The 12,025-nt window shown below is 53.6% G+C and carries 9 protein-coding genes; 6 read left to right on the plus strand and 3 right to left on the minus strand.

From position 1 onward, the window contains the following. The first annotated feature begins 20 nt into the window (after positions 1-20). The 6 genes from CKV68_RS03925 (at position 21) to CKV68_RS03950 (ending at position 7,827) form a co-directional block, all read left to right on the plus strand. Positions 21-1,505 (plus strand): nitroreductase family protein, encoded by a 1,485-nt coding sequence (locus CKV68_RS03925; protein ID WP_095075631.1) that lies wholly within the window; start codon positions 21-23, stop codon positions 1,503-1,505. Further along, positions 1,502-4,102 (plus strand): lantibiotic dehydratase, encoded by a 2,601-nt coding sequence (locus CKV68_RS03930; RefSeq protein WP_095075632.1) that lies wholly within the window; start codon positions 1,502-1,504, stop codon positions 4,100-4,102. Before CKV68_RS03925 ends, CKV68_RS03930 begins: the two co-directional genes overlap by 4 nt. Further along, positions 4,102-5,115 (plus strand): lantibiotic dehydratase C-terminal domain-containing protein, encoded by a 1,014-nt coding sequence (locus tag CKV68_RS03935; protein WP_013912128.1) that lies wholly within the window; start codon positions 4,102-4,104, stop codon positions 5,113-5,115. The genes CKV68_RS03930 and CKV68_RS03935 overlap by 1 nt, the downstream gene beginning before the upstream one ends. After that, positions 5,112-6,089, plus strand: coding sequence for a zinc metalloprotease (locus CKV68_RS03940; protein WP_095075633.1), 978 nt, complete (start codon positions 5,112-5,114; stop codon positions 6,087-6,089). The genes CKV68_RS03935 and CKV68_RS03940 overlap by 4 nt, the downstream gene beginning before the upstream one ends. Before the next feature lie 38 nt (positions 6,090-6,127). Continuing rightward, positions 6,128-6,301: a thiazolylpeptide-type bacteriocin gene (locus CKV68_RS03945; protein WP_013912130.1), complete on the plus strand. Its 174-nt coding sequence runs from the start codon at positions 6,128-6,130 to the stop codon at positions 6,299-6,301. Between the two features lie 74 nt (positions 6,302-6,375). Next, positions 6,376-7,827: a YcaO-like family protein gene (locus CKV68_RS03950; RefSeq protein ID WP_095076224.1), complete on the plus strand. Its 1,452-nt coding sequence runs from the start codon at positions 6,376-6,378 to the stop codon at positions 7,825-7,827. Positions 7,828-7,859: 32 nt separating this feature from the next. Here CKV68_RS03950 and CKV68_RS03955 read toward each other — a convergent pair whose 3' ends face one another. The 3 genes from CKV68_RS03955 to CKV68_RS03965 form a co-directional block, all read right to left on the minus strand. Continuing rightward, positions 7,860-8,618, minus strand: coding sequence for an ABC transporter permease (locus CKV68_RS03955; protein WP_013912132.1), 759 nt, complete (start codon positions 8,616-8,618; stop codon positions 7,860-7,862). Then, a complete protein-coding gene (locus CKV68_RS03960) occupies positions 8,615-9,538 on the minus strand; it encodes an ABC transporter ATP-binding protein (protein WP_095075634.1) in 924 nt (307 codons plus the stop codon). Before CKV68_RS03960 ends, CKV68_RS03955 begins: the two co-directional genes overlap by 4 nt. 159 nt (positions 9,539-9,697) lie before the next feature. Next, positions 9,698-11,743: a cytochrome c oxidase assembly protein gene (locus CKV68_RS03965; RefSeq protein ID WP_095075635.1), complete on the minus strand. Its 2,046-nt coding sequence runs from the start codon at positions 11,741-11,743 to the stop codon at positions 9,698-9,700. Between the last annotated feature and the right edge of the window lie 282 nt (positions 11,744-12,025).

Consider the following 12,025-nt stretch of genomic DNA (forward strand, 5'->3'; position numbering starts at 1 on the left):
GCTGAAAGGTGGTGAGTCCTATGGATCGCCATACTGCAGATTTTTGGGCCACAACGGATAACGCTGCGACCGAATACACGCAGCTCATTCTGGAGCGCAAAGAACATGGCATGGTCTTCCCTGCTCAAGGTCCTTTTTGGAACCATCAACCCTATCCCGCAAAAATTGTTCCAGACGCCCCTCGTTTCCAGCTTCATACACACGCCATGTCCCCCACGGACATCGCTATTGCGCAAGCGCTGGAGGATTCTCTGATCAGAACTCATCTGCGCGCAGAAGTCGACTGCAACTCGCCGACAAGGACCCGATCTGAGGCGCAATCTTTTCAGTGGTCTCGGAATACAGCCTCAGGCGGAGGCTTATACCCAGTGAACTTCTACAGATACAGCCCCGGAGATAGCCACCTGCCCGCTGGCCTGTACTTATTCAACCCCATAACCTGCCAATGGCAGCAGCTGAGGGCTGATTCCCCACGAGGCGAACGCTCGCGTTCTGCCGGTGAGACCCTGCTGGTTACCGTGGAGTTTTGGCGTTCAGCGTTTAAGTACGGTGACTTTGCGTATCAAGCGACCTCCGTGGATGTGGGGATCGTTGTCGCGGCGTTAGTCTCCCAACTGGATGCAGCGGTTGGGCCGGTGGCTATCGACTGGTCACCCGACGAGCTTGCTCTCTCCGAATTCCTTGGTAGTGATCCCCTCGACGAGGCCATATATTGCACGATCACGCTGCCTAACAGCTCCCCTTCAGACACTGTTACCGCTGGCGCGCCATCAGCCGTTCTCCAGACTGCTGCTCGACTCGCACACTCGGGAACGATGCCCGTACGTTTTCCCACCACTGTGGCTTTGCAAAAACAGCGGCTCCGAGAAATGCAGAGTATGCGTGCGCCTTTTTCTACGGAAAGAATCGCCGCCCCGCCACCAGCAATAATCAAGCGAGGCTCCAGCTCTTTTGGGCGCTATTCCGGAGCTCCAATCGACGTGGGTGTGCTTACCCGCATGGTGCAACGCGGGCGCGCCACGGCCGCTTCACTCCTGGGAACCCCTCCTGAAACCGATTATTCCTCGGGTATCCAAGCAGCCGCGCTGTGCGTCAACGTCATGGACTTAGCACATTCGCTTATAGCGGATAGTGAGACATATCCTGCGGCGGCTCCTGCGCGCCCGTGTCCACAGCTTCCCGAGTTATTGCGCAACACCTATCTCCTGAAAAACTACGACCCCCTGCGCAGCTCAGCCGTCTTAGTGCTGTGCGCAGATTTGCAGCGGGTAACCACTACTTACGGCGCCTCTGGTTATCGGTGGGCATGTGCTGAGGTCGGGGCCTTTTGTCACGCTGTCTATGCTGTTGCGGCACAGGAGCGAGTCTCTGTGGGCGCTGTGTTGGGCTTTGATGCTCAGTACCAGCGCAACTACCTCGGTTTAGCGGATAATCTCATCCCGGTCCTCAACATCCTTGTGGGTGTGGATCGGCCTCACGCACGGTGGAGGAACTCGTTACTATGACAACCATTTCATGGAAGCTTCTTAATGAAGCCCTGGTTCGCAGCTGCAGTGTGCCGTATGAGGCGTTGCGGCAGCTTTGCGACGCCCCCACCGACGCACTACTTACTGCCGATCTGGACCAGCGACTCCGCGTAGACGCGGCCCTTGATGCCCTTGGTTCTGCGGCCCGCCAGGACGTCGCGGGGTGTACACACACAGTGTTGCGCCACACGCTACTCGATCTCAAGCGAGCTGCGCATCATCATGACGTGCGCAAAGTTCGTGCGCTGCTGGCTAAAGCTACATCCGCTGGTGTGCGGTTGCCTGCTGGCGTAACGACTGCCGCAGATACGGTGATCACTGCCGCCGAAAACGTGCTGTCCTCAGAGCAGCTGCACAAGGTACTCATGAGTTCCAAGAAAAGAGAGCGCGAGTGCCTCGGGAAGATCGCCCGTGACCAGGGAGTCGATTCAGCAGTACTGGCCGCATCAGTCCCAGCGGCAAAAGCCATCCGGAAACTGAGCACAGATTGTGCGATGTCTGCCAAGCAGCTAGCTCGTGCCCACCGCACCGCGCTGGGATACGTGATCCGCAGCGCCACCCGGTCAGTACCGTTTTCCGCCCTGTGCGCAATCGCGCCGTCTCAGTTGTCCCACGCCAGCCTGCACTCGGATGAGACTCTTGCCCCAACATCTGTGCACACTATTGCGCGTTGGAACGTCTACGCTATGGCTCAGATTTTCTCTGCTATGAAGAAGGACTTTGGTTTTATTGCCACACTTCCGGTTCTGGTTAATCCTGACGCGTTATCAGAGCATGGTCACTGCGCACTGCCTCGGTGTTCTGTCGAATATCTAGGGCACGTCGGCGACCGGGACTTAGCCGTTTACCGGGAGGAACGCCGAGTGGTCGATTCCAATGGACTATTTGGAAAGGTCATGGCCTTAGCCGCAAGTGCTCCCCAAAACCACGAATACACGTGTGAGCAGCTGGCCGCAGAGCTCTCGGCGCGTACAGGTTTAAGCAAGGCACAAACAAAGTGCATTGTTCTCGATGCCATCCGAATTTCGGCCTTAGTTGTTCCCACTCTCGATTTATCCCCGTCCACAGCGGTATCTGAACAGCCGATAGTTACGCACTTGGCACGTGGGTCAGACAAGGCCGTATCTGCTGCGCGTCTCATTGCCCGCATCGCGGAGGAATGCAACGCGGTGGCGTCGATAAGCGACTTTGACCGCAGGCACACTCAGATCCTAGATCTCGCGCACCACTTGGATAGCCTCCGGCGACTCGTCGATCCCAGCATTCCGATGTTCCATACCCATGTGTATGAGGATGGGGTCGGGAAAGAATCGACGATTCCCTCCTCCATCGCGGACTCGTGCACAGCCCTTGACTGGGAAGCTCTCTCAGACCTAGTCGATCTGCTGGATGTGCGGCAGGCAGAACGCGCGTTGTTTGAGGAGTTTGTGTCCGCAAAATTCCCCCGTGGGGAAATCTGCCACGATGTTCCGGCGCTGGTCAACAGTTTTGTCGCCGAGGTCCTCACGCCACTGCGCCAAATTGATATTGAGGCAGTCGATGAAAATGATCTGAAGTCCACTGCATCTTTGCCGCTGGGTAAGGCTTGGGAATGGATTCGTGCGCGGCGTCGCTTCCTGGCACACGTGGCAGCATTAAGAAGCAACGCCGCTGGCCCCGTGGACATACGTGATCTCCTCATCGATCATCGCCCTCTTGTGCAATCGCGTAGATATCCGCTTCGGTCTTTGAACGCTTATGTTCAGCAAGGCGACAAAGCCAAGATCGTGATTAACCGGACACTTGGCGGGCCAGGTTTTCCGTGGTCTCGGTTCGCGCATGCGATGCCAGATTCCGCAACACGTGCATGGTCCGAATTATCTGATTATGCGTCTGATGCGGGAGTGAAACTCGTCGAGCTGACAGCCGGAAAAGTCGTCTCCAACCTCAACGCGCATCCGGCTACCTATCCAACCACCCTTCTCATTCCGGGACACCCTCGAAAAACCACACGTGCGTCTGATATTCGACTCGCAGACACGCATCTGGCCTACTGCGCATCCAGTGGACGCTTGCAGCTTTTCGACGCCCACGGCACCGAACTCCTCCCCGCATACATGGGGTACATCACCGACCGAGGTCTGCCATTATCTACGCAGGCGCTCATGCTCCTAGCACCACCTATGCATTGCTCTTTGGACTTTTTCCCGCGTACGAATTCAGAGATAACGCATCAAGCGCGTCTGATGCTAGGAGATGCTGTCCTCGCGCGAGAAAGCTGGATCTTTCCTACTTCAACCACCTTTATGAATATCCCGTGTCTCTTAGAGGAAGCCTTGGTATGGTGGCGCAGCTTTTCCCGGTATCAGGGTCTACCCGAGTGTGGAGTTCTGCGAACATTCGACGCCCACGGCGTTGTGGGCAAAGGACAGTTTTACAACTCCCAGATCATGGGAACGATCACCAACCTCATACGTGCATTACGCAACGCTCACTACGGATGTGTCATTGAGGAATTCTTTCCTCTTGTTGGCGAGTCCGGCGTAGCACAGGAACACATAGTCACAGGAACACGCTCTTTGAAGGAAGGTATCTAATGCGCACAACCGACCCCTGGCTCGCTTTTCATATTTTTTATGGAGAAGATCCCTCTCTTTTGCTCCGCGACTGCCTACTGCCCTTTGCCCATACATGCGTGACAGAAGGCCTAGTACAACGGTTCTTCCATATGAATTACTGGTTGGAGGGCGCACATGTCCGCTTAAGGCTAGAGCTTTGCAATCCGGCAGATCGCGAGCACGTCATATGCGCAGCACATCAGGCTATCCAACCGTGGATTGACGCTCATCCTTCCAGCGCACCCCAACTGTCGCTGCGCAATCCCGAAGGCTATCGGCGTCTCTTTGAACACGAGTACCCCATGTCCAGGTTCTCCGACTACATCGATCAGGATGGCCTGCCGCGCCTAGAACCAGATAACTGCATCCGAGAGCGCTACTACGAGCGTGAATATGACCGCTACGGCGGACGGATAGGGATGTCGCTTAGCCAAGATGTTTTTCAAACCTCGACATTGTTCGTCGAAAAGCTTTTACACTCTGGCGTTTTAGAAGCACGTACCTCACGATTAGCCGCGGCCGCGCTAGGAATGATCTGCACTGCGCATACGGTTTTGGATTCCGACGCATCCATAGGACGCTTTTGGGAAAGCTACCACGCAGGTTGGACCTCGTCTTTTTCTATGCCCACCAGCTACACCTCGCCCACGGCACAGCACAAAATCTCCGCTGAGGCTCAGGCGCTCTCACGCGCAGCCACGCCATTTCGTGAAGCCTTACGCCGCGCCCCAGACGGCTCAGGTCTCCCCGAACCCTATGCCACTTTCACTCAACACATGACGTCTGCAGTGGAGAAACTCCATGCGGCGCATGCCTCTCACGAGCTTGATTTTGGTGATTCTGCGGCAGAGGCCGGCCACACGTGGAAAGAGAACTCCATTTTTCTTCTGCGCTCTTATGTCCACATGACCAACAACAGGATGTCCGTCAATATCTCAGATGAAGCCTATTTAGCTTATTTACTGCACGCGTTATATCAGGAGGCAATATGACCAGCATCCACGATCTCCGTTTTGCTCCCGGCGCGGCATTGGGTCCGATTATCCACAGTCCTGATCGAAGTTTCGCAGTAGCACGTAATCCGCAGGGCGAACTCAGCGAACTAGGCCCACAGGCCTGGATGCTGCTGGATCTCTTCCGGCAACGCGATAATGGGAATAGCGTCGACATGAGAATGCTTGTCATTCCGCAGGTTGCTCAAGCCATACGTGCGATGGAGCACCGGGGACTGCTTACTGCGGCCCCGGATACCGGCGCGTCTTCGCATCCCGTAGGCGTGTTGGGGCGGCCCCGCGAAGTGTGGTTCGTTTCTTTTGTCACCTTAGTCATGGCACTTGCGGCGGCATCGACGGCCCTGCTCCTGTCTGCGGGCTCCGCTTTTACCCAAACGCATAGCGCGCCTAATCTCACCGGTTTTTTCACAATTCTCGTCGGCGTAATCATCACCATTATTGCCCACGAGTGTGCTCATGGAATCGCCTTTTTTCTGCTGTGCGGAATCAAACCGGCAGTATTTTCCACTGCCCCTTTTCCCCGCCGATTCCTCAGCTTGCAATTACCGGGAATATTGGCAATATCTTCTCGCGCCGGGAAGGTTGCAGTCCTTGCGGTCGGCCCTGCCACCACTCTCATATTCACAGGGCTTTCCGTATTTCTCTACAACAAAGGGTTGCTTCCCGACGGCGCCTCCTGGCTTCCCAGAATCTTATTTCTCACATTTGTTGGCTCCCTTATTCCTGTTCCGCATTCAGACGGAACCAAGATTTTGGAGACGATATCCAGAACCAATAATTTACCAAAATTTGCATGGAATTTTGCACGCAGAAAACAACTACGTTCTGAGATATTTCAACAGCAAATCGTTACCATAATTGTTATTTACATTTCACTTTATCTGGGTACCATAATGTTATGGGCAATCATAGTGCTATTCTTTATAGTTTTCCCTGGTAGTCCATATCAGTAGTCCAACCGTACGTCTTCCCATGAAAGGAGCACACCATCATGACAAGCATGCACAGAGACGCTATGTCCGGTCTCAACCTGGATTTGCTCGCAATGGAGGTCGAGGGTCTTGAGGTAAACGACTACGTCGATGCTGATGACACCGCGTTCTTCAGCATGTGTTCGTCCACTACCTCTTCCTCCTCCTGCATTTCCACGTCTTCTTCCTCCTAGCTCCAAGCTTTCTTCTCTAAGGAAGCTGCCGGAGCACAGCGACTTCCCCGTTGTGCTCCGGTTCTGCTTGCATCATGATTAGTGCTTCTTCGCTTGCGTTTACTGCCACTGCAGACGCACCTCCGCCACGCAAAGCCGGCCACCGCCGAACGGCCGGCTTTGCTACCAAGCACGCCTTAAAAAACCTTTGTGATGTGGCAACCGAACTATCAGACGATTCATCGTGGGCAATCCATGTACTCACGGGTCAGGTCGTGAAAATTCCTCGTCCCGTACCTGCGGAAAATTCAAAGCCGTATAGGCTTCCGCTGGAGGCTCTTGATGGGATCGTCACTTCTGTCCTCGATCCCACCGTGGGGATTCTAGGCCCTGGTCACTTAGATCGCGGTTGGACTACGTCCGTTCCCTTTTCCGGGACTACCCGCATAAGAACCGCCCTCTGCAATCTTGATCTCACGTGGTCAGGACAGACAGAGTCGCTACACCACAGTCGAAATATCGCAGCATTAGAAGGGCTTGAGCGATTATGCTGCGCCCATTCCCAAGGAAGAGTCATCGTAGGGGCCGCTACAGATCTTCCTGGACGAGCAATCTCTCCTACACAGCTAGGGTTCGGGCCAGAAATGCTCGCGCTCAATCGCGGACTAGTTCCATGGTCCCCTACCGCGCCACACATGTGGGTGGAAGGCCGCAGTCTTTGTACCCATGATTCTGTGTTTCTTCCTGTTGAATGCGTGTACTACGGAGATGTGCCGACGCACCGCTGGGCCGTCACTAACTCCTCCGGCTCCGCCATTGGAAGTTCGCTCACAGATGCCACCCACGCCGCATGCCTTGAGCTCATTGAACGCGATGCCATCATGTCCACGTGGGTACGATCAATTCCCACTCTGCCGCTTCTCCCACATTCCATTGCAGAGCTTGCCCCATTGCTCTGCCGTGCACGACTACTTGAGCTCCGGATTCGGCTCGCCCGCGCCTATACTGACCTGGGTTTTCCAGTGGTGATCGCAGGTGTCGACGATGGTGTGACAGTGTCTCTAGGCTCAGCCTGCCGCGAGTCACTGACTGCCGCAGCCGTCGCAGCGCTCAACGAAGCCTGGGCTTTTTATCCTGAGCGGCGGCGCGTCCGCGCTACCGGTCTACCTGTGCCCGACCGTATTCGTTCGGTTCTCGACCATGCACATCAGGTGTCGTTTCCAGAATGGACAACGCGGATCGACAAGCTGCTCGGCACAGATCAGCCATTATACGAGTACAGAGAGACAGACTTTGCGGCTACGCCTTCCGCCCTTGCCGCGCTTATCGACGCCGGTTTTGACCCGATCTGCATAAACACCACCCTTCCTGAGGTGCAAACATACGGTCTCACAGCCGTAACAGTTGTCGTCCCGGGACTCGTCCCTATCGACTTTGGATGGGACCGACAGCGAGCACAATTTATGGAACGCCCCGCTCACCTTTGCTATCAAGCAACAGGAGGAACCGTAAATCCCATAGAAAAAAAGTGCCACCCCTTTGCGTAGCTGTCCTGAGGTGGCACTCCTTATCTCCTTTTTCATCTTCTTTGCTGCCGCTTCGAGGCAACAAAAGCAAACAACGCAAACACAACAGTCCAAGCAGCAATGTTAGCTACCGCCCACCATAGGGGAGCAGATAGTGCAGCCCCATTCGCTATAGCTTCTTCAGAACCCGATATGGGAAAACGCGCTAGCTTATTAACTCCATACAGTGGCATAAAACGCGATATGGACAGCAAAACCCCACTAAGCGGGATAAACATATTGGACAAAAATGCACAGATTAATACGCCAAAGGAAGCAAGAGAAAGGGCAGCTTCACCGCGTATAAGCAGTGCCACTCCAAGTCCAAAAAATGCAAACGGCACTGCCGTAAGCCATGATGCTAAGAACGCCCAGCCCCATCGAATATCACCTTCTATCTGGGCCGATGTCAAAGCACCAATAACATACACGACAAGGACAGGGACGAAAGAAACGATCAACACCGTCAATACTTTGGTAGCAAGGTATTTCCCACCAACAAGAGGCGTCATCGCAAGCTGACGTCCCCAGCCTTTTTCCTGCTCCAGCGCCGACGTTGCCGCTAGAGTCGTGGCCACGGTAACAGAACCGTAGGAAGCCATTGATGCCATGATCGCCGCCCTGACGTTGCCATGACCTAAGTTTGCATCTCCATAACCTTGAATAGCACCAAAAAGAAGATACATTCCAGCCGGTAACAAGATGGCAAACACTAAATTTGCCGGGTTACGCACGATGCGCTTGACGTCTATGAGACCAAAACGAATATTCATGCTACGTCCTTTGCTTTACCATCGCGTGAATGAGTCAACTCAATAAATGCGTCTTCAAGCGATGTCGTTGAAACCAACAAGTCATAAGCAGAGGTGCGGTTAAGCAGGTACCGCGCAACATCGTCTGGATGCGTAGTGTCCAGCGTCATTCGATCACCGTTCATGCTTACGTTCTTAACCCCCGGTAATCCGGCGAGTTCTTTCATCGAGGCATGCGGAATGACGGCACTGACGGTTGCACCTCGCACTGAAGCCCTAATCTTTTCGATGGGACCGTCCGCAACGATTTTTCCTTCGCTGATAAAAATAACGCGTTCCGCAAAGTCGTCTGCTTCTTCGATGTAATGGGTAGCAAAGATAATCGTGCGGCCAGCATCCGCTTCCTCACGCATGATGCGCCAGAACTTCCGGCGTGCTTCAACGTCCAATCCTGCAGTGGGCTCATCTAAGATAAGCACTTGCGGATCTGAGAGCATGGCCAACGCAAAACGCAATCGCTGTTGCTGGCCCCCAGAGCATTTCCCTACTTTTCTGCGAGCAAAACTAGACAGATCCCAACGCTTAATCATGTCTTTTACCCGTCCGCGCGCTCCATGTGCGGCGGCAACTGCCTGAATAGTTTCCCGCACTGTGAAGTCGGGAAGCAACCCACCAGACTGAAGCACTGCTTGGCACCGGCCAGAGCAGGTAGCTTTTTGCGGAGGCTCACCAAGTACATTCACCTGACCAGAATCAGGCGAGCTGAGTCCCAAAATCATGTCGATCGTTGTGGATTTTCCAGCACCGTTTGGACCCAAAAAAGCAACAATCTGGCCCTGTGGGACGCTAAACGACACCCGATCGACGGCAACAAGCCTACGTTGGCCGTGCCGGTGGAACGACTTAGTAAGTGCGGAGACTTGAATGACTGGCGTACTCATAAACTTATGCTAGCCGATCATTTAGCTAATAAAAAGGGTATATATCACTTAAAATAATGAGTGACGTTGAGTCAATAAACCTTGCTACTTCTGCGCTCAAGTTCTCATAGAAAACCACGGCAGAGGTACCATCCACCTTTTCGCTTATCCCCTTTGCACTTACTTATCAAACTCCCGGCTATGGTAATCCGCCGCCGCACCCTGTTCGCCCGAGTTCATTCTTGCCAGCATCTGGTTATAGGCAGCGAAATCCTCATCGTCATCCGACTCAATCCGCTTCTCAATCTCACGCTCCGTTCGACGGTCTTCCTTCAGCCATTCCATAAACAACGCACCGAAAACGATGACCAACGGGAAGGCTCCAGAGGCCCATGCAATGCCGCCGCCAACGTTTTGGTCATGCATCAGATCAACTGCCCACGGCAAACCGAGCTGAGAGTAAAAGCCTTCTGCCAAGATTTTAGAAAGCTGCATAAGGTACACGCCGAAGTACAGGTGGAAAGGCATCGAGAAAACCAACCATCCAAGACGGGATAGTACCGAATTATTCACCGGCTTAGGGTCTCCGCCGATCATTTCCCAATAATAAAGCGTCCCGGACAGCAAGAAGACCCAGTTCATAGAGAGATGACCCGCATGCTCGGAAACCATCACCTCATACCAAGGGGTGACGTATAAGAGATAGAAAATGGTAACAAACTGAATTGTGTTAAATGCTGGGTGCATGACCACACGCAGCGTTTTTGAATCAATAAATTGTTCCAGCCATTCCTTAGGCCCTGGCTGAGCTTCCGCCCCCGGTCGCAGCGTCGCAAGAGCAAGCTGAAGCGGATTTCCCAGCACTAAAAAGACTGGGATAACCATCGATAGGACCATATGCGTCACCATGTGCATGGAGAACATAGCCGGCATATAGAGCCCCACGCCCGAACTCATACAAAGGCTAAGGCTTATACTCCCCAACAAGAACCAAAATGTGCGTTGCCACTTCCATTGTTTCCCTTGTGCCCGAAGCCGCAGGAGTCCCACAACATACGCCACGGTAAGCACAATTCCCAAGGTGGTAAACATAATGTCAAAACGCCAGACCGTCCATACATTCCAGAATGTAGGCGCCTTGGTGAGGTCATAACCCATGATGATCGACATCTGGGAAAGATCAGTCACCCGAGGCGGAGGCGGCGGTGTTCTCCCCAATGAGATAGCAACTCCCATGATCGCAGCCATGACAAGCACTTCGACTATCGCGACGCGAGCAAAAAGCCCCCGAGTGTCCTCGCTTTTTTGAAGCTGGGGGACGGTAATTGCGCGATGGACAAAACCAAACACCGCCAAAATAATCGTGATGATGGCCTTAGCGACGATCAACCTGCCATATCCACTAGTAAACAAATCCTCCACACGCACTCGGATAGCTGCGTTGATCACACCAGAGATCGACATAGCAACAAGCGACCATAAAGCCACCTGCGAATAGCGCGACACCGCAAGCCCCAGATCCGGCCCCAAGCGCCTACCGTGCGCAATCAAAGCCATAAGGCCGCCAACCCACAGCAGCATAAAAAGCAAATGCCATAAAAGAGAGTTCGTCCCATAATCGTGATCGCCGCCGGCGGCCGAGTGCCCTTCCAACCCCAATGGGATGATCGTGGCGATTGCCCCAACAAACCACACAGGTTGGGACTTCCAACGCTTACTCAATAATGACAAACCACCGACAATGCCAGAGATAATCGCCGTCCATAGCCACGCCAACGCTGCCGGAACTTTGGTAATAGCGATTGGCCAGTTATGTAACTGTACGGCTTGAGAAAACGGCTGGCCGGAGACGTCGGAAAGCACAAGTGGAATCATGAGGACCGCAATAGCGCCGAAACAAAGCACGGCAACAGAACCGGTTCGTGCCGCGATATGCCCATCGACGCTCAACTCCGCACGATCCAACGAGGCGTTTGCGCGAGGGGAAACAAAAAAGGCCGAAAACATAAACGAACCCACACCAAGAGCTGCAAGCATCCAACCTGCAGCACGAAAAAACGGCAACCCTGCAGTGGTCACCGGCCCGGGGTCTGGAATTCCCAATGCGGCCAGGGATTCACTAAGAAAACCCCATGAAATTAACGCCCCCACAAGGCCCGCAACCACCAAAAAAGCAAGATACAACGGCCATGTGACTCGAACCACGGGGGAGGAAGCATTCGACATAGTTTTCTAGCCTAACCGTTTCCGCTTAAGCTGCACGCTTTTAACGCATTTTTCTAGGCACGACGCCAAAACCAAACAAGATGGAAGAGAATTCCAACAGCACGCTTAACCAAACAAAAGTTTAACCTTCGCCACATTAAGCGAAATGGATGAAACAAATTACAGTTATAGGCCTTTGTTAAGCTACCCTACTTCTTAGTGCCACAGGCTGAATTGTCATACGGAAGGATATTTCCACGTGAGTCCCCGCTTATCCCTTATGAACCGGGAAAATACATTGTT

This window comes from Corynebacterium ulcerans, from assembly GCF_900187135.1.
Taxonomy (GTDB): Bacteria; Actinomycetota; Actinomycetes; order Mycobacteriales; family Mycobacteriaceae; genus Corynebacterium; species Corynebacterium ulcerans.

Coding starts and splice junctions, on each gene's coding strand:
- CKV68_RS03925 (WP_095075631.1), top strand. CDS start 21: ATGGATCGCCATACTGCAGATTTTTGGGCCACAACGGATAACGCTGCG.
- CKV68_RS03930 (WP_095075632.1), top strand. CDS start 1,502: ATGACAACCATTTCATGGAAGCTTCTTAATGAAGCCCTGGTTCGCAGC.
- CKV68_RS03935 (WP_013912128.1), top strand. CDS start 4,102: ATGCGCACAACCGACCCCTGGCTCGCTTTTCATATTTTTTATGGAGAA.
- CKV68_RS03940 (WP_095075633.1), top strand. CDS start 5,112: ATGACCAGCATCCACGATCTCCGTTTTGCTCCCGGCGCGGCATTGGGT.
- CKV68_RS03945 (WP_013912130.1), top strand. CDS start 6,128: ATGACAAGCATGCACAGAGACGCTATGTCCGGTCTCAACCTGGATTTG.
- CKV68_RS03950 (WP_095076224.1), top strand. CDS start 6,376: ATGATTAGTGCTTCTTCGCTTGCGTTTACTGCCACTGCAGACGCACCT.
- CKV68_RS03955 (WP_013912132.1), bottom strand. CDS start 8,618: ATGAATATTCGTTTTGGTCTCATAGACGTCAAGCGCATCGTGCGTAAC.
- CKV68_RS03960 (WP_095075634.1), bottom strand. CDS start 9,538: ATGAGTACGCCAGTCATTCAAGTCTCCGCACTTACTAAGTCGTTCCAC.
- CKV68_RS03965 (WP_095075635.1), bottom strand. CDS start 11,743: ATGTCGAATGCTTCCTCCCCCGTGGTTCGAGTCACATGGCCGTTGTAT.